A 26,020-nucleotide genomic window follows, 5' to 3' on the forward strand; every position below is an offset into this window, starting at 1 on the left:
ATTAGGCTTGTTTCCCTTCTAGAAAATACTTTTTAAATTCCTCGGGTGCCTCTGTTTTTGAAAGCAAAAAAACAGGTAGCTCTGCCCGTTCAGACGGCTCATCCCGCAATTTAAGAAGATAACGAAAATCAATATGCTGATGTGCTTTTTCTTCCTTAACTACATTATAGGGAATATTAATAAGATTCACATCTATAAGACATGGTGCACCAGCTGTCAAACCTGTTTCTTCATGGAATTCACGTTCTGCCGTCTTATGGGGTTTTTCCCCTTCTTCGACATGTCCAGCAGGAAGTAAGAGTTCTTTTTGATAGGGATGCTCGATAAAATACATCTTCTCCCCTTTAAAAACGACAGCAGACGCCGACAGTTGCAAATCCGGATTCTGTTTTCCCTTAAGTCCTTTTTTGCTGCGTAAAAGAGCAATTACCTGTTCTTGTTTTTTAGAACTTTCTAAAGCTGAAAGTTCACGTATCAAATCATTATACATTAGTATTTTTGGTATATTTTAAAATTTTCAATTAAACGGCGTGTTGCTGCAACATCATGTACACGTAGCACACGCCCACCATCCATCATCATTTGATTTTCAAGAATCAATGTTGACAAAAGGCGCTCGTCTACTTCCATATTCAGAAGATTGGTCATGAAAGATTTACGGGAGATTGCAATCATCACAGGCAAACCTAGGTTCGTCAATAGTTCGGTCGTTTTTACGCGCTGTAAAGAGTCAATCCCTGTTGCTCCACCTGAAAAACCAACGCCTGGGTCTACACATATTTGTGCATTAGCAATATCAAGTTGGTTTAATTCTTTTTGTTTTTCTGTAAAATAGGCCGGCAGTTCTTGATAAACGTTATCTGCGTAATTCATGCCCGCTCGCCCATTATTCATGGCAACCAAAGCCGGTTGGTATTCTTGCATCAGCTGTAATTTTTCAGATGTATCAAAACCATCAATATCATTAATAATATCTGCACCTGCATCCAGCACACGCTGCATAACATAGGCTTCATCAGTGTCTATAGCAATAACAGCCTCGGGAAATGCTTGACGAATATTCTGCAAGGGCTGAGCGAGACGGTGCCATTCTTCTTCTGGCGAAATGTCTGCATAACCTGGGCGAGAAGACTTACCTCCAAGTTCGATGACCTGTGCCCCCTCTTGCAAATCCTGTTCCACTCGCTGTAGGATAAAATCCAAATTCAGATTTTCTTCTGCACCATCGTAAAATGAATCAGGTGTGACATTGACAATAGAATAAACAATCGGATCCAATGTCAAATCAAAAGAAAAATTCTGTCCTGACCAAATAATCTGATGGCGTTTAAAAATACGCTCCAAAGCCAATTTTTCCTGAGAAGCAGGCCAAACCTTAATCAAATCTGCCAATTCATAAATCGTCAAAAAAGCCAGCAGATCATGCTTGTCTACGAGCGTTTTTGCTCTTACACGATACAGAAGATTGTCCAATTTGGCTTGTTCTTGACTGCTCATTTCGGTGAAACAGATAGAGATATGCTTCAGAGAAAAGCACTCTGTATTTTTTTCAATGATTTTCATTTCAATTCAAGCTTTCTAAAAATTCAAGACGTGTTTCTCTGTTTTCTTCAAATTCTCCCATAAAGAAAGAGGTTTTTGTTTGAGAATTTCCTTTTTTAACACCGCGCATTTCCACACACATATGACGTGCTTCGACAACAACCGCAACACCTTTGGGCTCTAAGATGTCATTTAAAATTTCCGCTATGTCTCGCGTAATGTTTTCTTGCACTGAAAGTTTATGCGAAACATAGTTGACCAAGCGTGGAATCTTGCTCAAGCCTATAATATTACCGTCTTTAGGGATATAGGCTACGTTGGCCTTACCAAAGAAAGGCAACATGTGATGTTCGCACATCGAGTAAAAGGGAATATCCTTGATTAAGATAGTTTGATCCTGGTCTGTTTTTTCAATCTTAAAGAGTTTATACTCCTCAAATTGCGTTAATTTTTGTGAAGAGAGTATCTCTTCATACATTTTGGCTACACGCTCTGGTGTTTCTAATAGACCTTCCCGGTCAGGATCTTCACCTACAGCAGAGAGAATTTCTCGTACAGCAAACTCAATACGTTTTCTAGCGGGCTTTTCCGTCGGTAGCTCTACTATTTCTTGTTCTGTATTTTTGAGTTTTTCAATGGCTTGTTTCACTTCATGTTCGTGTGAGAAACCCGGCTCTAAAATTTCCAAAAGGGGGACAAGAACAAAAAGACGATTAAAAACTTCTTTATGTGGAACAATCAAATCTTCCTCTGAGATCTGATCGTTGCCGTAAAATAAGATATCAATGTCTATCGTACGTGGGCCCCAATGAATCTTGCGTACACGCTTTAATTTGGCTTCAATTTCGTGAATTAACGCCAATAACTGCTTCGCTTCAAGTGTCGTTGAAATCTTCACTGCCATATTGACAAAGTTATCTTGTTCCACACCCCCAACAGGTGAAGTTTGATAAAACTTTGACTTTTTATCTATTAAAATAGCCGAATTCTGGCCCAATAAACTTACTGCATCTTGTAAATAAGCTTGCTTGTCTCCGATATTACTCCCTAAACTCAAATAAACCGTTTGCATCACTTTCTTGTTTCCCCCTTAGAAAGCCGTAAATATTCTCTAAAAGTTAAATATTTTAACCGACCATTTCAATTTCGACATTGTCAAAGATTCCTGCAATAGGTACAGCCAATTTTCGGACATGTACTTCTACTGTTTCCACTTTGTTGTTTTCTTTAATGGCTTGAATGATATCGAAAGCCAATTTTTCAATCAAATCTGCACGTGAGACTTCAATTATTTCCGCAATTTTTTCATAAAAAGCAACATAGCTCAAAGTTTCATCAAGTTCATCTAAACCCGAATAGGAAAAATTCGTGGTAACAATCAAGTCAATTTCTAAATTTTGTCCCAAAATCTTTTCTTCCGGTAAAACTCCGATATGCGAAAAGAATTTCATATTATTAATCTTAATCTTATACATATTGTTCAATGGCTTTCCAAGCCTCATCAATTCCTGTTTTATCAAAGCTTGAAAAGATCACAAAATCATCTGTGCTGTCAAATTGCAATGCTTTTTTGATCACTGAAACGTGCTTGTTCCACTTGCCACGGGGAATTTTATCAGCCTTCGTTGCAACTAAAATTACAGGAATATCATAGAACTTCAAAAAAGTATACATCAGTTTGTCATCTTCAGAGGGTTCGTGACGCAAATCAACGAGAGCGACAACAGCTTTAAGATTAGGTGCTGTTGTGAGATACTCTTCAATCATCTTGCCGAACTTTTCACGCTCTTTTTTCGAAACACGAGCATAGCCGTATCCTGGAACGTCTACCAAATGAACCGTATCGTCTACATTGTAAAAATTAAGGAGCTGTGTTTTACCTGGCGAACTTGAGGTACGGGCAAAGTTCTTACGGTTTAATAAAGTATTGATAAAGCTCGATTTTCCAACGTTGGAGCGACCAGCAAGAGCAATTTCCGGCATATCTGTCTCTGGATACTGCTTGGCAGAGGCTGCTGAAATCGTCAGTTGTAAATTATTAGGGTTTATTTTCATTATTTCTCTCTTTCCTTGTGTGTCAACCTATCTTTAGATAGCTGCGCAAGGTTTATTTAAAGTCTTTTTTTGGGGAAGAAGTAGCATAAATCGCTTCACTCCCTGCCTATTATCCTTCTCATTTGCTAAGGCAAAATCAAGGATAATAACAAGAAAACCATGAGCACTCATGATTTTCTGTTTTTTATTTTTGAATATAAATGATTTCTGCTTCTGCTTTATCACGCACAGCTGCTTCCGTAATAATCACTTTTTCAATATTATCATGACTTGGTATTTCAAACATGATATCCATCATCACTTCTTCGATGATTGAACGTAAGCCACGTGCACCTGTTTTACGTTCAATAGCTTTTTCAGCAATGGCATGCAAAGCTGCATCCTCAAATTCCAGTTCCACATTGTCATAGCTTAACAACTGCTTGTATTGTTTGATGAGAGCATTTTTAGGCTCAGTCAAGATACTGATAAGATCAGCTTCTGTCAAACGTTCAAGTGCAGCAACTACAGGTAAACGCCCAATAAATTCAGGAATCAATCCGAAAGTTTGAATATCTTCAGCAATGATTTCCTGCATATATGATTCATTGTCAGCCAAGGCTTTATTATTTGTTCCAAAGCCAATAATTTTCTCACCTAAGCGTTGTTTGACAATTTCTTCAATACCGTCAAAGGCTCCGCCCACAATAAAGAGAATGTTTTTGGTATCAATTTGAATCATCTCCTGGTTAGGATGTTTACGCCCACCTTGTGGAGGGACACTCGCAACTGTACCTTCGATAATTTTCAAGAGGGCTTGTTGAACACCTTCACCGGAAACGTCACGAGTGATAGAAACATTTTCGGATTTTTTAGCAATTTTATCAATCTCGTCAATGTAGATGATACCGCGCTCCGCACGCTCAATATTGAAATCGCTGGCTTGAAGCAGCTTGAGCAAGATGTTTTCGACATCTTCACCGACATAACCCGCTTCCGTCAAACTTGTTGCATCAGCAATGGCAAAAGGAACGTTAAGCGATTTAGCTAAAGTTTGTGCCAAAAAGGTTTTCCCTGAACCTGTAGGACCAATCAATAAGATATTAGACTTTTGGAGTTCAACTTCTTCGTCATCTTTACCTGTAAAATTGATACGTTTATAATGATTATAAACAGCAACAGCAAGCGCACGTTTTGCACGCTCTTGTCCGATAACGTAACCATTAAGATGATCCAACATTTCTCTTGGGGTCATTACAGGAGTAGTTTCAAATTCTTGAGCCATTTCCTCTCGCATTTCTTCTTCAATCAAATGGCTCGATAGTTCCACACATTCGTCACAAATATAAACACCAACACCGGCGATAAGTTTCTTTACTTCTGGTTGGCTCTTGCCACAGAATGAACAATATATATTTTCGTTTTCTTTTGTATCGTTAGACATTTATTTCTCTTTTTCTAGATTTTAAACATTTTTAGGAAAATAAAGTTCCAAAAAAAGCATGAATGGAATTTACAATATTCGTAAAGGCATTAAGAAGAAAAATAGTTCCTAAGCCCCAGCGCTTTTTGCGGAAGCATTGCAGTGCAAGGATTACACAGATTGCGCATAAAACAGCTGTAAATAAGCCAAAAATAGATTTTGTCACGGCTTTTGTTTCTCCTTCCGCTCATATTTTTCAACGGTAAAGTCATAAGGATTTTGCGCGTCTTTTTTGTGATAATCCGCTGACACTTTCACATACTTCGAAAAATCAAACGTATCAGGGAAATAAGTATCCCCTGCAAATTCTCCATGAACAACCGTTTTATAGAGCGCTGATAGCTCATTTTCGAAAAGAAGGAACATCTCTGATCCGCCAATGATATATAAATCACGCTCTTGATTATTATACCATTCTACAACTTCGGATACACTATGCATGATTAGGACACGGTCGTTATCTTCTTTGGGATAAGTTTCATCTCTTGTAAGAACGATAGTGATACGTCCAGGAAGCACACGCTTATTCATGCCTTCAAAGGTTTTGCGGCCCATCAAAATTGCTTGATGATACGTTGTCTTTTTAAAATGTTCGAGTTCAGCAGGTAAGCGCCAAGGTAAATGACCATCGATGCCAATTACTTTTTTCTCGTCCTCTGCCCAGATTGCGTAAATCATTTTATTTCACCTACGTTGCTTTTCTTCAATTGCTTGGAAAAGCCAGTCATCCTCTTAAACAAAGATGTTCCTTTCTTTTGGGATTTTAAGGCCAACTCTTTGATATTCTTTAATACACAAATAGCTGACAAAATTCATAAAGAATTCTTCAAAACCTTATTTATTAACCGTTTGAACAGTTAAGTTCTCGCTGTTCTCTCAGAAGCTTTTTCTCTGCTTTGAGGGATAGAATTACCTTTCCTATTATACCAAAAAACACCTTTTTTTACTTTAATTTTTCTTATTCGGAAAAAAATGTAAAAAATTTCCATTATTTCCTTTACTTTTCCTTAAAGATGTGTTAAGATTACTCTATCAATTAATTTGTTTCAATCAACCCTGTTATGATTAAAGCAAATTAGTCCCCCAACTAGGCTGCTCGCTGAGACCATACTCCGAGCTACCTAGTTTTTATTTTTGTAAAAATGTAAAACCCTTACAAAAACGGAATGGAGAAAATTATGAATCATATTGCACTTTTTGAACCACGTATCCATTTTAACACTGGAAATATTGCGCGGACTTGCGCAGCTACTAATACTACCTTACATTTGATTGAGCCTTTTGGCTTTGAAATTACCGACAAAAATCTCAAAAGAGCTGGATTGGACTATTGGGATCAGGTCAACATTGTCTACCATAAAAATCTGGAAGATTTTATCAACCATGTGGATGGAAAACTCTTCTTAGTGAGCAAATTTGCAGATCAAGTATATTCAGATGTTGATTATACGGAAACTTCAGAAGACTATTACTTCCTCTTTGGACGAGAAGATACTGGTTTACCAGAAGACTTTATGCGGGAAAATGCTGAAAAATGTATTCGCATCCCAATGAACGATGAACATGTACGTAGTCTCAACCTTTCTAATACTGCGTGTATGATTGTCTATGAAGCGCTTCGTCAACAAGAATTTGCTGGTTTGGAACTTAAGCATACTTATGAAAATGACAAACTTAAATAAATTTACTTTTTCTTCTCTAAAAGAGAAAAGAAATATACATCAAAACGGAAGTTACATTATGTAACTTCCGTTTTTTATTATTTCTTGATTTTCTTAATACGAAGTGTAAGTCCAAACAGGGCTAAGGCCAAGAAAGTAAGTCCTAAAATAAAACTAATGAGAGTCATGCCTTCATTTTCGCCTGCCTTAGGCAAAAATTTTTGCTTTGCTGAAGCGCTTGGATCTTTTTCTTCACCTTGAGGAGTTGCAGTTACTTGAGAAATCGACTTATTTTTTGTATAGACATAAGTGACCGTCTGTACTTGGTTTGTATAACAACCTGCAACATTACCACGCACTTCTTTGAAAGTGTAGCCCTTAATATCTTTCTTTTCAGTGCTATAACCTTCTCCAATAGCTCCTGATTTTACAATATCTTCCGAAAGTGAATGGCCATTCGTATCTATATATTTGACAAGGACTGTTCCACTCACATGGGGGAGTTCATTTTTCGTATAAACATAAGTTACAGTTTGAGCTTGAGCAGTGAACTTACCTGATGCATTACCTTGAACCTCTTTAAATGTATAACCCGGAATATCTTTTTGCTCTGTTGTATACGCTTCACCAATATTTCCTACTTTTACCACATCATTAGAAATTTCAAGACCCTCTGTGTCCACGTATTTGGCAGTAATATCCCCACCTTTTACCGGTTGAGCTTCTTTTACAGTAACTGTAGCAACAGCAGAATATGTCCCTTGATTTTCAGAGTTTGAAAATAAATTAGGTACAAATCTTGTATACGTGACTTTGTAAGTTCCTGCTTTTGCCGTATCGACTTGCCCTTCAACACTTATATCTGAAAAAGGAACCGTATTGCCATAATAATCTGTGGCACTGTCAAAGTTATCTTCTGGTTGCCATGCCTCACCAACTGTTAACTCTGAATCGTGTACAATAACTGTTGATTGGTCTTTAGTCTCTTCATAAACATACGTCACTGTTTGAGGTTGATCTGTAAATTTACCGGATGGATCACCTTGAACTTCCTTAAAAGTATAGCCTGGAATATCTTTTTGTTCTGTTGTATAAGCTTCACCAATATTTCCTGATTTTATGACATCATCTGCAATAGGCGTGCCTTTTGTATCGACGTACTTCACAGTCACATCGCCTGCGGATATCGTGTAAGGCTGCCATACATAGGTATCGTTCTTCGCATTCGCATTGAAGCTTTGAGTGAGTTGCTTACTTGTCCAAACATCAGCTCCTTGCGGATGCGTAAGCGAACCTGTACCAACATTTTGCCACTTCCCTGTATATTGATTGTTTGCTGAAATTTCTGGAAGCTCCACGTTCACACTATCCGTAACCCAAAAACGGAATTTATCGCTAAGTTTTAGCACCTTTAAAGAAGTTGTATTTTGGAAGAAACGCGACATCTCATAACCTGTTATCCATGAATTTTCGAGTTGTGTCATATCAAAACCCGAAAGATCAAGAGCTTCTAGAGAAGAATCTCCCATAAAGACACCTTGGGCAGAATATAAAGGGGTTAATCGCCATTGAGACAAGTCGAGTTCCTTTAATTTGGGCATTTCCGAAAAAGCATAAGTAATTGCAATCATATTCGAAACATTCCAATTAGAAACGTTTAACGATTCCATATTTGTCGCACCATTAAGAAAAGAAAAAATTGTTGTAACATTCGATACATCCCAAGAAGTCAAATCAAGACTCGTCAAGCTCGCACAACCGCCAAACACCCGTTGCATCTCAGTGGTATGAGAAGTATTAAGCTTTTCAATACCTTCAATATGAGTGACATTTGCTAAATAATCAAATAGATTACTGAGTATATTTCCAGCAATAACATCACCTTCAAAACGGATACTTGTTATCTGTTTGCTCCATTGATACCAAGGACTCAGTCTTGCTCCGTTTTGGTTAACTGGGGTGTCAGAAAATGTTCCAGCTCCAATATGTAACACACCAGATGAATCAATTCTCCATGGTGCTGTCCCAAAAGTTCCTGATGCAATGTCATTAGAGTCCGCTTGGACTTCAACATTTTCTGATGAAAGCTCTGTGGTTACTGCTGGTGATTCTGCGATTTTCGGAGTTTCAGCAATAACTTGTAATGTTGGTGAGAGAGCTCCCAATACTATCGTGCTTAAAGCAATGGCCTGAGTCATTTTTTTCATTATTCATCCAATTTCCCTTGATATTTCGTTTGCGCGAAAAAGTACGGTTTGTTGGAAACAAAAAACCTCGATACTCCTGGTAATCCTGCTTTTCTAACCGGTCGTTTCTCATAGAAAATCATTTATGGGCTATTGCACAGACAAGAAAATAAAGGTATAATGAAGATGTATCGCTTATGTGAAAAGAGATGTGTTAGAAAAACCGTACTTTTATTGAAATATGCTTTTTGAACCTCAGAACATAAGAAAAACAGCTCGTTATAACGGGCTGTTTTTCTTATGTTCTTTATTTTACTGTGTGAATTCTGTTGAAGTTAAGTTGACTTTTGATTTACGCTCTGAATTTAAAACGAGATTAAGCAAGATAGCTGAAACAGTACTTACAACAATTCCATTAGAAAGGAAGATTTGTGCCCAACTTGGTAGACTTACAAAAAGGTTGCTTGAGTTAAAACCAACGCCCATTCCAACTGAAACAGCAACGATAAGCAGGTTTTGATTATCTTTGTAATCTACTGTTCCAAGCATATTCACACCTTGCATGGCAACCATTCCAAACATGATGAGCATGGCTCCACCAAGTACGGGAACTGGAATAAGTTGAGCAATTGCCGCAAACTTAGGAATCAAGCCTAAAACAATCAAGAAGCCAGCAGTGAAATAAATAGGCTTACGTGATTTAATACCTGACAATTGTACTAAGCCAACATTTTGTGAGAAACCTGTGTAGGGGAAAGTATTGAAGATTCCGCCAAGCAAAACAGCGAGACCTTCTGAGCGATAGCCATTACGCAAACGTTTTTCAGATAGTTCCTCACCCGTCAAGTCAGACAAAGCCAAGTAAACACCTGTTGATTCAACCATTGAAACAATGGCGATAATAATCATCATCAAACAGTCCACCAGATAAAAACGGGGCATTGCCATGCGGAAAGGAATCGGCAAGTGGGCCCAAGGTGCTTGATTGATCGCAGAGAAGTCCACCATATGTAAGCTGGCTGCTAAAATTGTTCCTGCAACTAGACCAATCAAGATAGCAATAGAACGAATGAAGCCTGTGGCAAAGATATTTACCAAGACAATGACTAAGATGGTAAATCCCGCAAGTAAGAGACTGTTGGCTGTAGGAGATGCTTCGTTATTTCCCATATTTCCTACCGCAACAGGAATTAAAGTTAAACCAATCGTGGTAATTACTGAACCAGTCACAAGTGGTGGGAAGAATTTACGAATTTTAGAGAAAACACCTGCAAAAGCGATAACGAAAATACCTGAGGCAATTAAGGCACCAAACATCGCACCATCACCATGCTTTTGGCCAATAATAATCAATGGCGCAACGGACTGAAAAGCAACACCCAAGACAACTGGAAGACCAATCCCAAAGTTTTTGGTCATCTTTAATTGCAACAAAGTCGCTAAACCACACATAAAAATATCAGCTGAAATTAAGTAGGTTAACTGCAAAGCACTATAATTTAAAGCTGAGGCAATCATGATGGGTACTAAGATTGAGCCCGAGTACATCGCAAGTAAATGCTGCAAACCTAAAACTGCAGCTTGACCGTTGGCTTGTCTTTTTGTATTAAACATTTCTTCCCTTCTCCTTCTTAATCCCAAGCAGCATCATCTGCTGGTGCAAAGACGACTTGACCTGACTCAAACTTTTCAATACGGGCTAGAGAAGTCACTGTTAAGCCTTTCTCCATCAAGAGGTCGCGTCCTGTTTGGAAACTCTTTTCAATGACAATACCGATACCGGCAACTTGTGCACCTGCTTGTTTAATCAGCTCTTCGAGACCAAGCGCAGCTTGACCATTTGCCAAAAAGTCGTCCACAAGCAAAACAGTATCTTCAGAAGAAATAAATTTACGAGAAATTGAAACTGTTGAAGTAATTTGTTTTGTAAATGAAAAGACCTCTGTTGTCAATAATTCTTCGTTCATTGTGATATTTTTGGATTTTTTAGCAAAAACCATGGGTACACCAAGTGCTTCTGCTGCATAAAGCGCCGGTGCAATACCGCTTGCTTCAATCGTTACAACTTTAGTGATATTTTTATCTTTGTAAACTTCAGCAAAGCGTACACCAATCGCTTTCATCAACTCATAATCGACCTGATGTGTAAGGAAGCTGTCCACTTTTAATACTTGGTCTCCCAAAACTTGCCCATCAATTGCGATACGATTTTCCAATAACTTCATAACTTCTCCTATAACATTTATCCTCAAGACTGGCTTTGGTTTTAATACGCACAAAAACTCTACCCGATAAGGTAGAGTATTTCTAGACGACAAAAAGAAGATATTATTTACGACCTTTAAACTTAAACGATGAAAGTTTCTATTTAAAGATAAAACTGCACAAATAGAATCCTCTTATTGTCCTGCCTTTACGGTGCAGGGTAGAAACACTTAGCCATATCCTAAGCATAAATAAGATTTTTAATATTGATACAGTATATCGCATTTTATTATTTTTAGCAAGAAAATATCGAAATAAATAAAATTTTTTCAAATATTCATCAGAATTGTTCGGAAATTACTTATTTTTTAGCTTCATTTACCAATTGTGAAACTTCTTTTTTGGTTAAGCGACGGTAGCGACCAGGGACTAATCCATCTAAACTTAACGGTCCGTATTGAACACGGCTAAGTTTTTGGACAGGTAAACCAACTGCAGCAAACATTTTCTTCACTTGATGATTTTGTCCTTCATGGATGGTCAAGCTAACAAGCGAGCTGTTTTTCGCCTTGTCCTGTTTCATAATCTCATAACGTGCTGGGCTCACCTTTTTACCATCGATGGTCATGCCTAGGGTCAAGGGACGCAAGTTTTCCTTATTGGCTTGCCCTTCAACCTTAGCGATATAAACCTTTTCAACACCGTGGCGCGGATGTGTCATTAAGTTTGTAAATTCTCCATCATTGGTCAGCAACAAAAGACCACTTGTATCCCAGTCTAAACGTCCGACAGGGTAAATGCGTTCCTTTCCTGAAGGGAGTAAATCCATAACGGTTTGACGGCCCTTATCATCGCTTGAGCTAGAGATATAGCCACGCGGCTTGTTCAGCATATAATAAACAGGTTCTTCGTTATAAACAGCTACACCGTTGACCTCAACACTATCTCCTGATTCTACTTGATAGCCCAGATTGGTCATTGTAACGTTGTTGACAGAAACTTTTCCTGATAGAATAAGTTCTTCTGCCTTACGTCGACTGGCAACACCTGCATGTGCCAAAAATTTATTGATTCTCATTTAATTCCTCATTTTCGTTAAATAATACTTGTTTTTCGCCAATAAATTGGCTTTCATCTATTTCTGGTAGCTCTGACAAGTCATTGATACCAATATAATCTAAAAAGAACTCTGTTGTGCCATAAAGTCCTGGACGACCAACGACTTCAAGCGTGCCTGTCTTTTCTACCAAATCATAAGCACGCAGTGTTGAGAGCGTTCCACTAGAGTTGACACCACGTAATTGATCGATTTCCAGGCGCGTAATCGGCTGTTTATAGGCAATAATCGAAAGTACTTCTAAGGCAGAACGTGAAAGACTTTGATTGAGGGGTGTCTTCGCATAGTTTTTAAGGATGTCTGCAAAGCTATCTTTCGTTGCTAATTTATATTTCCCAGCTGTTTCGATAATGGTTAGCGCAGATTCTTCATCGCCTTGATACTTCTCAATAAGGCGCTCAATTTGTTGTTCACAAGCAAACTTACTCATACCCGAAAGCTCTGATAATTGGTTTAACTCCAGCCCTTCTTCACCCGCAACAAAGAGTAACAGTTCCAAAGTGGCTGTCTTATTCAGATTGTTCATCTTTCGTTTGTCCTCTTTCTAATAGAATTTCACCAAAAACTTTTTCTTGTTTAAACGTTACTTGTTGTGTTTTTATGAGCTCTAACAAAGCCATGAAAGTGGTCAGAAGCTCTTCTTTCGATGTCTTCTTCGAAAATAAAGAACTAAACTTGCACGTCTTTTTCTTTAAAAAGTAACGGGACAACTCCACTATTTTATCGGAAATTGAGAATTTCTCTGCCTCTATTGTTGTATTTTCATCTGTAAAGGACTGTTTTTGTAAGGCCAAAACATTGCTGAAGGCCAAAAATAAATCCAGACTGTTATGATCTTGTAAAAGTACCGCATCTTCACCAATAATTTCCGTTTTAGCTTTGGAATAATACTGGCTACGTGCCTCATGCATCTGGGCGATATCTTGGGATAAAGCTTTATATTTTCGATACTCATCGATTTGTGCCAGCAAATCTTGTTCAAGCTGTTCAGTATCTTCGATGAATTCTTCAGCAACTGTAGGTAAAAGACGACGGGATTTTATCAGCATTAACTGACTCGCCATGACCATATATTCACTGGCAATTTCTAACTCCAAGGTTTTCATAGCCTTCAAAAAGTTCAAATATTGCTCAATGATCGGAACCAAAGGTACCTCAAAAATATCAACTTTATATTGCCCAACCAAGTGCAAAAGTAAATCTAAAGGGCCTTCAAAATCATTGATTTTTATCTTTATTTCTTCACTCATTTATAGTATTTCTCTAAAGTAGTTGTTGTAGATAGCCCTAGAGCTTCTGCTAATTCGTATACGGTTTTGCCCAGCCGCACTTGCTGTAAGATATATTGTTCGCGTAATTCTTTTGCTGTCAAATCCGTATATTTTTTTAGTTCTAAATAAAGAAATTGACGTGATTTGGTAAACAATTCATCCGCGTTGTTTATTCTTTGGGTATAGAGTGCAAACTTATCACGTATTGGTAAGACACGCTTTAATCCAGCTTTCTCAACAGTAAGAATTCGGAATTTCCAGTTGAAATTTTCCCACCGTAAGTGCTGTATTTCTGAAAAAGTTAAACCAAACTCAAGGATTAAAAATGCTAAGAAATGACCAGGAGAAGTCACCGGTTTATAAACGGATGACATATTCTTGATTTCTAATTTTTTCTTTACTTCTTTCTTTGGCGCATTTACCTGCTGAATTTTATGATACTCTTTCAGTAAATTTTTATCATAAAGATAGAGTAGAAACTGATTTGCACTTGATATCTTGCGGCGTTGTGCTGCCACAGCCAATTTTTTCAAAGACTGGCGATAAAGCATGAGCGACTCACGAGAAACTGTTCTTTTCTCAAAAAACTCGGCAAAATTTCGTAAATCATAAAGATAATTTGATTTGGTATTTGCTGAGAAATTTTTGCTCTCTAAAAAATTAGGAATTTCGTTCGATAATATCATATTTTTTACTAAATTCATGGGCAAAAGCGTTAATGGCTTTGAGAATTTCTTGACGTGCAATAATCCCCACAAACTCGGTTCTTTTTACCACAGGCAAGAAAGGCTCTTTGACCAATTTATGCAAGATCTCTTCCAAAGGTGCTGAAGGGGATACTGTTTCTATTTCAGTGTCCACAATCTCCGCTATAGGTGTATTCATCGATTTTTCATAAAAGAAATCTTCACCCATCTCAAATTCGACAATATCTGCAAGCCCTAAAACGCCTACAAACTCTTTATCTTTAGTGAGGACAGGTACTCTAGAATATTTATACTGACTGAGCAATAATTTTGCATGAGAAATATTGTGTTCGTCACATAAAATAGCTACGTCATCAGCCTCTTTTATAAATGTTTCGCTTTGTTCTAAGAAATATTTTTCAATAGCTTTATCAATCATTTTCACTCTACCTCTTTTTTCTAAAGCTCAAAAGTAAATTGTAGACCCGGAATTTCCTGATGCTCTAAATCGCGATAAGAAACCTTATAGCCATATTCTAATACTGTGACGACGGCGTACATTTTTATATTGATATTTCCTCTAGGCTGACTTACTGAACCAGGATTAATATACAAAGTGTTTCCTATCATTTGTGCAACAGGCTGATGGATATGGCCAAAAAGTGCAATATCCGCTTCTTTTTCTTCTGCAAAGTAAGAATAACGATCAAGCCCTAAGCCAACATAAAATTGGTGGCCGTGCGCGATAAGGACTTTCTTTCCTTCGACATCCACCATTTTTATCTCAGAATAGCCTTCATCGTAATCGCAATTTCCTGCAACTACATTTATCCCTTGCCATATTTCATCATTACTTGGCAATTCAGAATCACCGCAATGAAACAAAGCTGATGCTGTGCCTTCATATCTTTTTTTGATTTTTTTAATTACGTCACGATCAGTGTGTGAATCACTCATTACAACAAACATTGAAGACTCCTTTTAGCTAACACTCATGCCTCGTTTTATTTTTTAATGTGCTCCAGCCATTCTGGGAGTTCTGTCATTAATTTTTGTAAAGCTTGACCACGATGTGAAGCTGTATTTTTTTCTTCAGCACTAAGCTGAGCAGCAGTTCGGTCTGATGTTCCCACCAAAAAGATAGGATCATAGCCAAACCCATTTTCTCCTTGCGGCGTAAGGCCAATACGACCTTGCCAGTCTGCTTCAACCACCAAACTTTCATGGCCTGGGTAAGCAGCAACTAATGTCGTATGGAAATGCGCCGTCCGGCGTTCCGGCGTGATTGCCGTTGAGGCTAACTCATGGAGAAGTTTGGCAATGTTTTCCTCATCCGTTGGATCAGGTCCAGCAAAACGATGACTCCAGACACCAGGCAAGCCCCCTAAAACATCTACACATAAACCAGAATCATCACCGATAACAACTTCGCCAGTAATTTCAGCAATTTGTTCTGCTTTGAGACGTGCATTTTCTTCAAAAGTCATGCCAGTTTCAGCAATATCTGGTAACTCAGGATAATCTTTAAGATTTTTAATTTTGTAGCCAAATTCTTCAAATAGACGTTTGAATTCCGCGGTTTTCCCATCGTTACGTGTGGCGATGAGCAAGGTTTTTTCAGCAGATAGTTCTGTGTGCTGTGCAATAATTTTCCCAGAACCAAGCCATCTGTCCGCAATAGCTTGGAAATCTTCTGCCTTACCTGTTGTATAAAAACGGTGATGGAGACTTTGACGTTCTTCACCGTTGAGATCAAAATAGTTGAGTAAAACAGTGATATCGCGTACAGTTTCAGAACCACTGTCAATAAGCTGGACATTTGGCCCCATTTCTTTTTGGATGAGTTTGCGCAAAAGAGGATAATGTGTACAGCCCAAAATCAAGGTGTCTACTTTACCAACCATTGGTTTTAAAGCCTTCGCTACTATTTCTTGAGCCTCTTCCGAATCCGCACCGTTGGATTCAACCAATGGTACAAACTCTGGGCAAGCCAAACTACGCACATCAACACTTGATGATTTGAGCTGAATAACTTTACGATATTGATCAGAATTAACCGTTGCTTGTGTCGCAATTACGCCGACTTTCTTGGTGATTGTTTTTTGAATCGCACTTGAAGCACCTGGTAAAATCACACCTATGACAGGAATATCAAGAGCTGCTCTTACTTCTTCAATTGCAACTGCTGTCGCTGTATTGCAAGCGAAAACAATCATTTTTACATTTTTAGAAAGCAAAAAATTGACCATATCCCAAGTGAAAGCAGTAATCTGCTCATTTGAGCGTGGCCCGTAAGGCGCACGTTGCGTATCACCGATATAGACAATTTCTTCGTTTGGTAATTGACGGAGAATCTCGCGAACAACGGTCAAGCCTCCAACTCCTGAATCTAGTAAGCCAATAGGTCTGTTGTCCATAAATACCTCCAAAATTTACTTTTTATCTTATTTTTTCTTAGTGTCTGCTTGTTTAGCTGCACTACGAATTTGACGAAGCACTTGTTGTACTTGTGCTTCAGATGGTTTGCGTCCCATTGAACCCATCATCATACGTACTGCATCTTCATTCAATGGTGGGTTATCCATCAAGAGCTTTTTAGTTTGTTTTTGTGTAAACCAAGCGCCCCCAGCAAAACCAGCAATGGCAAAGACAATCATAAGTAAAATTGCAACAAATAAATTCATTAATACTCTCCTACAAGAAAGCTATAAAATCGCTTTCGTAATTTTTACTCCTTATTATATCAAATTTAGACACATTTGTCAGCTGCAGATTCCTCTCACAATTTTTGAATCTCTTATTTGTTATTCAACGGTATAAATCCAACCTTCTGGAGCTTCCTTATCGCCAAATTGAATACCAACAAGTTCATTGTATAAGCGTTGCGTCACTGGGCCGACTTCTGTTTCTGAATAAAAAACATGGTGTTTATCCTGATCATCAATAGCACCAATCGGTGAAATGACTGCAGCTGTACCACAAGCGCCTGCTTCGACAAAATCATCTAACTGATCCACAAAAACGTCACCTTCAATGGCTTTCATTCCCAAACGCTCTTCAGCCAATTGTAATAAAGAATATTTCGTGATAGAAGGCAAAATTGAAGGGCTTAACGGCGTGATAAACTCATTATTCTTGGTAATCCCAAAGAAGTTTGCTGCACCCACTTCTTCAATCTTAGTGTGCGTGGCAGGGTCAAGATAAATTACATCAGAGTAGCCAGCTTCATGTGCTTTTTGTCCTGGTTCAATCGAAGCGGCATAGTTCCCCCCGACTTTTGCCGCACCTGTACCATGTGGCGCTGCACGGTCATAATCACGGGACACGAGGAAGTTTGTTGGCACAAGACCACCTTTAAAGTAAGAACCTACGGGAACTGCAAAAATTGTAAAGATATATTCATCTGCTGGTTTTACCCCAACAAGGCCGCCCACACCTATTAATAATGGGCGAAGGTAAAGCGTAGCTCCAGTTCCATAAGGAGGGACGAAGTCTTCATTTGCCTTAACGACTTGTTTTACGGCATCGATAAACTTATCTGTTGGCACTTCCGCCATACGTAAGCGACGTGCTGTAGCTTGTAAACGCTCAGCGTTGCGGTCAGGACGAAAAAGATTTATTTTTCCGGATTTTGTACGGTAGGCTTTGAGCCCTTCAAACCCCTGTTGACCATAGTGAAGCGCTGGCGAGCCTTCCGAAAGGTGCAAAGTTGCATCGCCTGTAAGTTTTCCATCATCCCATTTCCCATCTTTAAAATGTGAAATATAGCGATAAGGCAACTCTCTGTATTCAAAACCTAAATTTTCCCAATCTAATTCAACTGTCATTCTTTTTCGTCCCCCATTTTTATCGATATCTTTTTCCATAAAGCCAAACTTCATGGTATTTGTTATAATTAATTATTATAAGCTATTTTGAATGTGATTTCAACATAAATTCAGAAAATTATAGAAATGGAAATAAAATGAATATTCTTAGAATAAACTTTCAAGAACTCGGACAACTCTTGTTGGATAAATTAATCTACGTCTTTTTAGTCAGTCTTTTGTTTTTTATTTTATACCGGATCAGTGTCCGCATCGTAGAAACGCTTTTCAAAAACTACAGCAATCGTTCTTGGGCAGACGCTTCTCGGATAATGACTTTAGCCCGCTTAACAAAAAGTGGTTTAACTTATCTGACAGCTTTTCTCTGGATCTATACTACCCTCTCTATTCTTGGTGTTCCTGTAGGAAGTGTGCTTGCCGGTGCTGGTATTCTCGGTGTTGCTCTTGGTTTTGCGGGGCGTGATCTCGTCGCCGATATCATCAACGGCTTCTTTATTATCGTCGAACATCAGATTAATGTGGGCGATTGGATTCGCTTTGAAAATCTAGGTATCGAAGGGGAAGTCACTGCTGTAGGTATTCGCTCAATCACTTTAATTTCAGATGATGGCGCTACAGCCTTCATCCCTAACCGTAATATTGAATCCTTGAAAAATTTCTCTTACAAAGACCGGACGATGAACTTAGATATCCCAGTTACAGCCGAGAACTTAGAAACGATGAAAGCTCAAATCCTTCGTGTGAACGCTGAATACCCTCAAGTCGTTTACAATGGGATTATCACACAGGACGAGAGCATTTTTATACGGAGTTTGCTCACGGCGAATCTCAGCGAAATAAATGGTTTACGGATGGAAATCATGAACAAATATTATACAAAATAAGCAGATCATCCTGATCTGCTTATTTTTCTACCATTGATTTGATGGGTTCATAAGATTTACGGTGAATCGGTGTAATGCCGAAGTTCTTTAACCCCTCCAAATGCTTGGCCGTGCCATAACCTGCATTATGTTCAAAGTCGTAATGGGGGTATTTGTGGGCATACTCCGCCATCATTCGATCTCGCGTCACCTTTGCAACAATACTTGCTGCCGCGATGCTTGAGGACTTGGCATCACCTTTGATAATACTGACTTGAGGGATATTGATGTCTAACTTCATCGCATCGATGAGGAGGCACTCTGGCTGTATTTCTAATTTTTCTACAGCTTGAAGCATCGCAATTTTAGTCGCCTGATATATGTTCACTTGGTCGATCGTTTCGTTGTCAACTAGACCAATACCTATAGCAAGCGCTTTTTCTTGGACTTCTGTAAAAATGGCTTCATGTTTAGATTTTGGAATTTTCTTACTGTCGTTAAGACCTTTAATCTTACAATTTTTAGGTAAAATAACGGCTGCAGTCACAACTGGACCAGCTAATGGACCACGTCCAACCTCATCTATACCCGCAATTAAGTCCAGCCCTTGCGCATATGCTTGTCGCTCAAAGTTCAGCATCATTTCTAAGCGTTCATCTTCCGCTTGTTCTGCTAAAATCTCTTTTTTCCGACGTTTAATCGCTGCTTGAACGCCGGCACGACTGTCTTCTAGAAAAGCCTCTACTTCGACCAGTGTATTTAAGCCATTCAGTTGCTCTTTTATTTCTTTAATCGTTGACATAGTCACTCACTTTATCCAAGCAATATTCACCCATTCTGCCATCACGCACATCCTTAACAAACATTTGATAAAAACGGTCATAATCATCACGGAAGCCAAAACGTTTGGTCAATTCCATGATAAGATCGGGGATCTCTAACTCTAAGTCTGCTTCTTTCATACGCAAACGTTTCATGGTTGCTGCTTGGTAATTTTCAAGGAAATACTGCAAACCAAAGATTGTCACATCATCCATAGGCAAAAGTTGGTCCTTGATAGCGCCTGTTAAAGCAAGTTTTAGACCAACTTGGTCATCTTCAAATTTTGGCCACAGTATCCCCGGTGTGTCGAGAATTTCCAACTCTTTATTGGTACGCAACCATTGTTGTCCCTTAGTTACACCGGGTTTATTTCCTGTAACAGCTACTTTTTTTCCTGCAAGACGGTTCATCAGTGTTGATTTACCCGCATTAGGTATACCGACAATCATCGTACGTAAAGAACTGTTCTGGATGCCACGCTCAGCATTACGCGCAAGCTTATCAGCCATCAAAGTTTTCGCTGCAACAGTCAAACGTTTGGCAGTATGTGCTTCTTTTGAATTGATGGCTAAAGCAATGATGCCTTGCTTTTCAAAAAACTCCACCCACGATTTCACCGCATTTCTATCAGCTAAATCGGCCTTGTTTAAAGCGATAAGACGTGGTTTATCCCCAATAATTTTATCCAACATTGGGTTACGTGAACTGATCGGCAAACGTGCATCTACCAACTCAATCACAAAATCAACATATTTTAAATTTTCTTGAACTTGACGACGCGCTTTGGACATGTGTCCTGGGAACCATTGAATTGCTACACCCATTTTTAAACCCTGCTATAACTGGTGTTATAGCCTTTCATTTTTATTTTTTAGTGATGAAAATAAATACCAAATACATCTAGAGATGACCTATCTCTATTTTACTTGAATCTGCTCTCTCTGTTTTTTTCTTACATAAAAAAGCCTTGTAGAGCATATCATACTAGGTTATTCTATCATTTTTTGAGCATCTGCGCTAATATGTAGCCGTTTGGCTTTGTGAGTTATCTTCTTGTTCAATCATTCTTTCTCATACAAAAAGACATGAATTCATGCCTCTTGTATCGTTTCTTCTCGCTCGTTTTTATTCTCCTGAAAGGCGGGATTCTCCCAAGTCAACTCATCGTCACCGAATATTTCTTTTTTGCGAATACGAGAAACTTGCGAATTTCCTTTTACGTAAAATCCTAAAGGTTCATCTCGCCATTCATCCTTACATGTTATTCCAGTTCTCTTTCGACAGGCAATCTCTTTTGGTGTTTTGTCTACTTCTAATGTCAAACGTGAGTCAACAAAATACTCTCCGTCTATCTCTTTCGTTATGCCAAAGGATTTCGTGAGCTTTCCCGGACCACTGCCATCATGTTCTGGAGCCTCTGCTTGAACGGCGCGAATTAAAACAGCCTCCGGAACATTTTCGCCTTTAGTGACTAGATTTAACATAAAATGACCATGAATTTGATATACATACCAGTGGCCGGCAGCGAGGTACATGGATTCATTACGCGGGGTTCGTTTTCCCATGAAACTATGGCATGCACTGTCCCGTGTCCCAAGATAAGCTTCAGTTTCTACGATATTCCCAAGTATTTGTGACTCACCGCCTTTTTCCAAGACAAGTTTCATACCGAGAAGATTTTTAGCTGTCTCAATTGTGCTTTTACTTATAATATCTATAAAATTTTTATCTTTCATAAATAGCTTAATCCTCCACATTGATATATTTCTATAGAAAAAGCAAAACAACCGTTCGGCTTTCTTCCTCCATGCTATCAATACCTCATTTAATTTTACTTAAATAATACTCCAAAGACCTAACATTTTCAATAAGTTTAGCCTAGTAATTACAATATTTATTTTTTCTAATATACAGCGGTTTAGTTTAATATTTTCTTTATCGTTTATACCTTTTTTCGGACATTAAAAAGGCATAAAATCTTCCCTTTTTATATTCTCTCCAAAGGATCCGCAATCATATCCTGTTTACTTGAGGCATCTCCAGCTACGTCATTGAGATATGTTTCCATACGTATGGCGTTAATTTGCATCTTGTCTTGACTAAAATCAATATTAGATTTCTTGATTACAAGTTGTTGGGTAATCAGGGTATTGGAGATACCATAGCGGAACTTAATCTCGTTTTGTTTTGCAAAAATATCCATCCAAGTAATTTGAGGAATACGGTTTAAGACTTTTTCTATATCAATATTTTTTACGGGATTGTCTGTAAAAAGTGTACTCAATGGCCCTACACTTAGCATATCATAAGTCTTAATATATGATTGGGTGAAATACAAATGAGCCCTATCTCCGTAGTAGCTCTGTTCCTTGTTGATCGCAGCTACTTACTACAACCATTTATAGTCTAACCCCCAACAGATAATTTTAATTTGGCTTCACTTTAAAAAAGAAAATTCAAACTTTATCATAGTGAAACAAACTATAGTTTTCGATAATTTCCAGAAGTCTTTCAGTATAAGCTGGATCAGTAGCATAGCCAGATAGTTGTACAGCATGAGCTGCCTCTTTATAATCTTTAGCCGCAAGGACAAGAGCATACTGGTTAGGGTTCCACGTTGTTCCTTCAGTGAAAAGATAGGCATGCCCTTCTACAGACTGTTGCCAATTGTCATAAACACGAAAAGGTTCACGCACTGTTATCCATTGATTATTTTCAAACTCCTTGGTTTCCAAAGCAACTTTTGGCACGTTACCGTAAGCTTTTATGCCAAACAGATTATAATATTTAGCTGCAAGTCCACTTCGACCAAAGTCACTTTCTAAGGCTGCCTGACCGAGCGTCAGGGAAGCGAGAATACCGTATTTTTCTTGGGTCTCTTGTGCATAAGGAGCTATCGTTCGGATAAAATCATATTCCTTGGTAGTTTCAACTTGTACCGCAAGTTCATTTGTATTACGATGATCCGCTGGATGAAGGGTGCTAAGTTCCAAAAGATCTACTATTACAAACAGGGTAATCAAAAATTTTACAGTAAAACGAAAGATTTTTCTAGATTTAGTGGAAAGTACTCCGCGCTTTTTATGGTATGTCATAAAACCATTATAACAAAAAGTTACAATATTTTTACGAAAATGATAGTAGCTTTTCATTAGCGAATAAATATACTTTTTGCAACTCATCCAGTTATGCCAGAGTGTAAGTATACTTAAAGCGTTCATCAAGAGCAACATCAACCTTGTAATCACAATGGTCGGTGTCCCACTGCTCAGCAACTGTATCATAAACACTAGAAAACCAAAATCCCTCTTGATAAAAGATTTCATTAAATTGTAAATGAAGTCCTGCTCTTTCATACGAGGTATAAAGCAGCGAAATAATCTTACTTTCTACAACCGATTTTTAGTTTCATTATAGCATTCCCATTTCTGTTTTTACTATTAATTTGAGAATCTCATGTGTTTTTCTATTACATTTTTTATAAAATATCATTTAGATTACATAAAGAATAAATATTGAATTTATAATTATTTTTCTTTGTTTTATTTCTTTTATAGGTATATAATATCGAATAAATCAATATTTATTGAGGGTATAATATGTTTATTGACTATACGTATGAACCACGGCGCGCCATTTTTTTTGAGGATGTGAAATCGAACTATGCCTCAATCGAATGTGTGGAGAGAGGGCTCCATCCTTTAAAGAGTTCACTTTGTGTCATGAGTCGCTCAGATCACTCCTATGGCCTTATCTTAGCTTCAAGTCCGAAATTTAAAGAGGTTTTTGGAAAATCTAACGTCAGTCGTGCGGCAGATTTACCTTTTTTACTAGAAAATAGGAAGTTTAACTACCGGCGTTGGTATGCCAAACATACTGACATTTACGGGCAACGCACAGAACCCTCCATGCAACATGTCGCTTTTATTGAAAGTTGGGCTAAACGCACACATATCGTTCCCCCGCAGATGGCCCTTTATATCGATAAGAATATCGAGATGCAGCAACTTTTGGCTAACTATACTTCTTCTGAAGAAATTCACTTGTATTCTATTGATGAGTCCTTCCTTGATGTTACAGAATCCCTGAATCTTTTCTACTCTGGCATCAAAGATAAATATGAGCAAATGGATTTGTTAGCCCAGGATTTACAGCAGAAAGTCCTTGAGCAAATGGGCCTATTTGTGACCGTTGGAATGGGAGATAATCCCTTGCTGGCTAAGTTGGCGATGGATAATTATGCCAAGCACAGCGCAACTATGCGGGCACTCATTCGTTATGAGGACGTCCCTGATAAAGTTTGGACACTTCCCAAAATGACTGATTTTTGGGGGATTGGAAGACGAACAGAGAAAAGATTCAATAAGTTAGGAATTTACTCTATCAAGGATCTAGCCCATGCAAACCCTGATAGGATTAAACGCAAAATGGGAATCGTTGGTCTTCAACAATTTTTTCATGCTCATGGTATTGATGAAACCAATGTTCGCGACAAACACCACAAAAAATCAGAAAGCTACAGCAACAGTCAGATTTTGCCACGTGACTATGTACAGCAAGATGAAATAGAGCTAGTGATTAAGGAAATGGCTGAGCATCTTGCTATTCGACTTCGAAAAGGGAAAAAGCTTGCGGGCGGTCTCTCGCTCTATGTTAAACCTTCCTACAAAGAGTACTCTTCTTCAATAAAGACAGCCAGTAAAATTGAACCCACTCAAAGTACGACGGCTATTCAAGCCGAGTTTTTGCGCCTCTTTAGAGAAAAATATCATGGTGAAATTGTAAGAGAGATAGGTATCGGCGGTTTTGATTTATCTAGCGAAAATATTAAGCAACTTAATCTTTTTGAAACAATGCTCCCCAATGAATCTCAGGTCATCACCCATCAAAAACAGGAAGCTCTGCAAGATGCCATCGATGAAATACGTGATAAATTTGACTTTACAGCCATTCAAAAAGCCAGCGTTTTGACAGCTGGCTCTAGAGTTTTAGAAAGAAACAAAATGATTGGCGGCCATGCAGCCGCAGGAGGAGAAAAAAATGACCGTTGATCGCTCATATAGCCCTTATGAATCCATCCGTAACTATCATGACAGAGGCATGATGAAATGGGGAGCTTTCGCCACCGGAGAACTGTCTGAAGCACAGCGGAAATTGCGAGAGAAAGAGGAATTAGAAAATGAAACATTCCCAAAGAAAGCAACTTCAAAATTAGATGATTAAGATTTTGCATATCATTCTGGTAACTCAGACTGTGCAAAGGCATAATAATTGCCATCCGGATCTTGGAAGTTAAAGTTCACCATACCTTGGAAATCATTGATTTCACTCACTGTATCTGTTGCTTCAGCAACACGTGAGTGCCACTCTTGTAGGTTATCTACAGTAAAGAGCATTGAGCCTTTCATCTCCGCCACTTCTGGTGAATTTTGACGAATAAAATCCAGATTCCATAATTGAATACGTGCGCTTGGCGCATCCGCATCCACTGCAAAAATCACCGTTTCTTGTGAGTCTGAACCTTGACGGCGAAGTTCTTGCAAACCGACTTTCGTCCAAAATTCTGCGTGCTTTGGGACATCCGAAACATAAAGCATATTACAAAGATTAATCATAGTATTTTCTCTTTTCTATAAAGTAAACAGATGGCGGATTGTTATAAAACGCACCTTCTTCTTATATATTGATTATCCCACAGTCTAAGGCAAAAAACAATTTAGAAACTCTGGAATACCGAGAGGGATAATTTATACATTTAACCAATGTGATAAGAAAATGCATCTTTTTAATAAGACTTTTCTTATTTTCAAATATTCAGTTCATTTTTCCAAGTCTAATTGCTCCTCAAAGCCTATGTTCCTGTGCTATACTAGAATTATAAAATTACGCGACTAATCACGGAGGTTCTCATTTGATTCAATTTAATTTTTTATCGAAAACTTTTAATGTCATCATAAAAGTCTGTTTAAGTTTACTCGGGTTGGTTATTGCCTTCCTTATGTTCAAAGAGATTTGGGTCCTTCTCTCCTCCTTCACTACTGGATTTATTGATTACAGTTTCTATGATATTATTGACCGTATCTTAACTTTTTTCCTCTTTTTGGAATTTTTAGAACTCATCATTCACTATCTTTCGGATAATGATCACCCAACAATCAAGAAATATATCTATATCGCCGTTGCTTCGATCGTTCGACTTTTGATTTCAAATCACGAAACTTCTCAACTCAGCTTGTTCCTCCAATGTTCAGCCATTTTAGTCCTCATCATTGGAACTGTGATGCTCAACCTTTGGGGAGATTTAAAATAATAAAAACCTTCGC

General features: G+C 38.3%; 31 protein-coding genes and 1 riboswitch. Of the genes, 5 read left to right on the forward strand and 26 right to left on the reverse strand.

The window, feature by feature from the left end:
• Position 1: 1 nt before the first annotated feature.
• From PYW30_RS05445 to PYW30_RS05480, 8 genes are all read right to left on the reverse strand, one after another.
• Positions 2-490, reverse strand: coding sequence for an NUDIX domain-containing protein (locus PYW30_RS05445; RefSeq protein WP_042218245.1), 489 nt, complete (start codon positions 488-490; stop codon positions 2-4).
• The gene (gene folP, locus PYW30_RS05450) at positions 490-1,563 is read right to left on the reverse strand and encodes a dihydropteroate synthase (RefSeq protein ID WP_042218247.1); all 1,074 of its coding nucleotides are present in this window, start codon (positions 1,561-1,563) and stop codon (positions 490-492) included. The genes PYW30_RS05445 and folP overlap by 1 nt, the downstream gene beginning before the upstream one ends.
• Position 1,564: 1 nt before the next feature.
• The gene (folE, locus tag PYW30_RS05455) at positions 1,565-2,614 is read right to left on the reverse strand and encodes a GTP cyclohydrolase I FolE (protein ID WP_042218249.1); all 1,050 of its coding nucleotides are present in this window, start codon (positions 2,612-2,614) and stop codon (positions 1,565-1,567) included.
• A 55-nt stretch (positions 2,615-2,669) separates the two neighbouring features.
• Entirely contained in the window at positions 2,670-3,017 is a 348-nt protein-coding gene (gene folB, locus PYW30_RS05460) for a dihydroneopterin aldolase (RefSeq protein ID WP_004257097.1), read from the reverse strand.
• Positions 3,010-3,597 (reverse strand): ribosome biogenesis GTP-binding protein YihA/YsxC, encoded by a 588-nt coding sequence (gene yihA / locus PYW30_RS05465; RefSeq protein ID WP_004257096.1) that lies wholly within the window; start codon positions 3,595-3,597, stop codon positions 3,010-3,012. The genes folB and yihA overlap by 8 nt, the downstream gene beginning before the upstream one ends.
• 184 nt (positions 3,598-3,781) lie before the next feature.
• Complete coding sequence (gene clpX / locus PYW30_RS05470; RefSeq protein ID WP_004257095.1) at positions 3,782-5,020, reverse strand: ATP-dependent Clp protease ATP-binding subunit ClpX; 1,239 nt, start codon at positions 5,018-5,020, stop codon at positions 3,782-3,784.
• A gap of 31 nt (positions 5,021-5,051) precedes the next feature.
• Positions 5,052-5,225 carry a hypothetical protein gene (locus PYW30_RS05475; protein WP_014024827.1) on the reverse strand — a complete coding sequence of 58 codons (174 nt, stop codon included), beginning with the start codon at positions 5,223-5,225 and terminating at the stop codon, positions 5,052-5,054.
• Positions 5,222-5,737: a dihydrofolate reductase gene (locus tag PYW30_RS05480; protein WP_004257094.1), complete on the reverse strand. Its 516-nt coding sequence runs from the start codon at positions 5,735-5,737 to the stop codon at positions 5,222-5,224. Before PYW30_RS05480 ends, PYW30_RS05475 begins: the two co-directional genes overlap by 4 nt.
• Before the next feature lie 500 nt (positions 5,738-6,237).
• Between PYW30_RS05480 and PYW30_RS05485 the strand changes: the two genes are divergently transcribed.
• On the forward strand, positions 6,238-6,741 hold the full coding sequence (locus PYW30_RS05485) for a tRNA (cytidine(34)-2'-O)-methyltransferase (protein ID WP_004257093.1): 504 nt from the start codon (positions 6,238-6,240) through the stop codon (positions 6,739-6,741).
• Between the two features lie 77 nt (positions 6,742-6,818).
• Here the strand turns inward: PYW30_RS05485 and PYW30_RS05490 are convergent, their stop codons facing one another.
• From PYW30_RS05490 to PYW30_RS05545, 12 genes are all read right to left on the reverse strand, one after another.
• Positions 6,819-8,927, reverse strand: coding sequence for a MucBP domain-containing protein (locus PYW30_RS05490; protein WP_042218255.1), 2,109 nt, complete (start codon positions 8,925-8,927; stop codon positions 6,819-6,821).
• A 291-nt stretch (positions 8,928-9,218) separates the two neighbouring features.
• Positions 9,219-10,520 carry a nucleobase:cation symporter-2 family protein gene (locus tag PYW30_RS05495; protein WP_014024831.1) on the reverse strand — a complete coding sequence of 434 codons (1,302 nt, stop codon included), beginning with the start codon at positions 10,518-10,520 and terminating at the stop codon, positions 9,219-9,221.
• Positions 10,521-10,537: 17 nt separating this feature from the next.
• Entirely contained in the window at positions 10,538-11,131 is a 594-nt protein-coding gene (locus tag PYW30_RS05500; RefSeq protein WP_014024832.1) for a xanthine phosphoribosyltransferase, read from the reverse strand.
• A 157-nt stretch (positions 11,132-11,288) separates the two neighbouring features.
• Positions 11,289-11,386, reverse strand: a riboswitch (purine riboswitch).
• A gap of 86 nt (positions 11,387-11,472) precedes the next feature.
• Complete coding sequence (locus PYW30_RS05505) at positions 11,473-12,189, reverse strand: pseudouridine synthase (RefSeq protein ID WP_042218262.1); 717 nt, start codon at positions 12,187-12,189, stop codon at positions 11,473-11,475.
• Entirely contained in the window at positions 12,176-12,745 is a 570-nt protein-coding gene (scpB, locus tag PYW30_RS05510) for an SMC-Scp complex subunit ScpB (protein ID WP_023889940.1), read from the reverse strand. Before scpB ends, PYW30_RS05505 begins: the two co-directional genes overlap by 14 nt.
• Entirely contained in the window at positions 12,738-13,478 is a 741-nt protein-coding gene (locus PYW30_RS05515) for a segregation/condensation protein A (protein ID WP_014024835.1), read from the reverse strand. Before PYW30_RS05515 ends, scpB begins: the two co-directional genes overlap by 8 nt.
• The gene (gene xerD / locus PYW30_RS05520) at positions 13,475-14,203 is read right to left on the reverse strand and encodes a site-specific tyrosine recombinase XerD (RefSeq protein ID WP_042218266.1); all 729 of its coding nucleotides are present in this window, start codon (positions 14,201-14,203) and stop codon (positions 13,475-13,477) included. The genes PYW30_RS05515 and xerD overlap by 4 nt, the downstream gene beginning before the upstream one ends.
• The gene (gene cbpB, locus PYW30_RS05525) at positions 14,160-14,624 is read right to left on the reverse strand and encodes a cyclic-di-AMP-binding protein CbpB (RefSeq protein WP_042218267.1); all 465 of its coding nucleotides are present in this window, start codon (positions 14,622-14,624) and stop codon (positions 14,160-14,162) included. The genes xerD and cbpB overlap by 44 nt, the downstream gene beginning before the upstream one ends.
• Positions 14,625-14,644: 20 nt before the next feature.
• Positions 14,645-15,154: a metallophosphoesterase gene (locus tag PYW30_RS05530; RefSeq protein WP_042218269.1), complete on the reverse strand. Its 510-nt coding sequence runs from the start codon at positions 15,152-15,154 to the stop codon at positions 14,645-14,647.
• A 35-nt stretch (positions 15,155-15,189) separates the two neighbouring features.
• A complete protein-coding gene (gene racE, locus PYW30_RS05535; protein WP_042218270.1) occupies positions 15,190-16,602 on the reverse strand; it encodes a glutamate racemase in 1,413 nt (470 codons plus the stop codon).
• A gap of 27 nt (positions 16,603-16,629) precedes the next feature.
• Positions 16,630-16,869: a YneF family protein gene (locus PYW30_RS05540; RefSeq protein WP_004257058.1), complete on the reverse strand. Its 240-nt coding sequence runs from the start codon at positions 16,867-16,869 to the stop codon at positions 16,630-16,632.
• A gap of 120 nt (positions 16,870-16,989) precedes the next feature.
• Positions 16,990-18,012 carry a branched-chain amino acid aminotransferase gene (locus tag PYW30_RS05545; protein WP_042218296.1) on the reverse strand — a complete coding sequence of 341 codons (1,023 nt, stop codon included), beginning with the start codon at positions 18,010-18,012 and terminating at the stop codon, positions 16,990-16,992.
• 137 nt (positions 18,013-18,149) lie between these two features.
• On the opposite strand from PYW30_RS05545, the gene PYW30_RS05550 reads away from it, so the two are divergent.
• Positions 18,150-18,896 (forward strand): mechanosensitive ion channel family protein, encoded by a 747-nt coding sequence (locus PYW30_RS05550; RefSeq protein ID WP_042218273.1) that lies wholly within the window; start codon positions 18,150-18,152, stop codon positions 18,894-18,896.
• A 19-nt stretch (positions 18,897-18,915) separates the two neighbouring features.
• Here PYW30_RS05550 and PYW30_RS05555 read toward each other — a convergent pair whose 3' ends face one another.
• From PYW30_RS05555 to PYW30_RS05575, 5 genes are all read right to left on the reverse strand, one after another.
• Positions 18,916-19,677, reverse strand: coding sequence for a ribonuclease HII (locus tag PYW30_RS05555; protein WP_042218274.1), 762 nt, complete (start codon positions 19,675-19,677; stop codon positions 18,916-18,918).
• Positions 19,664-20,521: a ribosome biogenesis GTPase YlqF gene (gene ylqF / locus PYW30_RS05560; protein ID WP_014024843.1), complete on the reverse strand. Its 858-nt coding sequence runs from the start codon at positions 20,519-20,521 to the stop codon at positions 19,664-19,666. Before ylqF ends, PYW30_RS05555 begins: the two co-directional genes overlap by 14 nt.
• A gap of 267 nt (positions 20,522-20,788) precedes the next feature.
• Complete coding sequence (locus PYW30_RS05565; protein WP_042218276.1) at positions 20,789-21,433, reverse strand: DNA-3-methyladenine glycosylase; 645 nt, start codon at positions 21,431-21,433, stop codon at positions 20,789-20,791.
• Between the two features lie 251 nt (positions 21,434-21,684).
• Complete coding sequence (locus PYW30_RS05570) at positions 21,685-21,981, reverse strand: hypothetical protein (RefSeq protein WP_232254481.1); 297 nt, start codon at positions 21,979-21,981, stop codon at positions 21,685-21,687.
• A gap of 172 nt (positions 21,982-22,153) precedes the next feature.
• A complete protein-coding gene (locus PYW30_RS05575; protein WP_042218280.1) occupies positions 22,154-22,849 on the reverse strand; it encodes a glycoside hydrolase family 73 protein in 696 nt (231 codons plus the stop codon).
• Positions 22,850-23,296: 447 nt separating this feature from the next.
• Here PYW30_RS05575 and PYW30_RS05580 point away from each other — a divergent pair, with 447 nt between their 5' ends.
• Both PYW30_RS05580 and PYW30_RS05585 read left to right on the forward strand, forming a co-directional pair.
• Positions 23,297-24,748, forward strand: coding sequence for a Y-family DNA polymerase (locus PYW30_RS05580; protein ID WP_042218282.1), 1,452 nt, complete (start codon positions 23,297-23,299; stop codon positions 24,746-24,748).
• Positions 24,738-24,920: a hypothetical protein gene (locus PYW30_RS05585; RefSeq protein WP_004257029.1), complete on the forward strand. Its 183-nt coding sequence runs from the start codon at positions 24,738-24,740 to the stop codon at positions 24,918-24,920. The genes PYW30_RS05580 and PYW30_RS05585 overlap by 11 nt, the downstream gene beginning before the upstream one ends.
• Before the next feature lie 11 nt (positions 24,921-24,931).
• Here the strand turns inward: PYW30_RS05585 and PYW30_RS05590 are convergent, their stop codons facing one another.
• On the reverse strand, positions 24,932-25,312 hold the full coding sequence (locus PYW30_RS05590; RefSeq protein ID WP_042218284.1) for a VOC family protein: 381 nt from the start codon (positions 25,310-25,312) through the stop codon (positions 24,932-24,934).
• Between the two features lie 296 nt (positions 25,313-25,608).
• On the opposite strand from PYW30_RS05590, the gene PYW30_RS05595 reads away from it, so the two are divergent.
• Positions 25,609-26,007 (forward strand): phosphate-starvation-inducible PsiE family protein, encoded by a 399-nt coding sequence (locus tag PYW30_RS05595; protein WP_004257024.1) that lies wholly within the window; start codon positions 25,609-25,611, stop codon positions 26,005-26,007.
• Positions 26,008-26,020 lie beyond the last annotated feature (13 nt).

Source organism: Lactococcus garvieae subsp. garvieae (assembly GCF_029024465.1).
In the GTDB taxonomy this organism is placed as follows: domain Bacteria; phylum Bacillota; class Bacilli; order Lactobacillales; family Streptococcaceae; genus Lactococcus; species Lactococcus garvieae.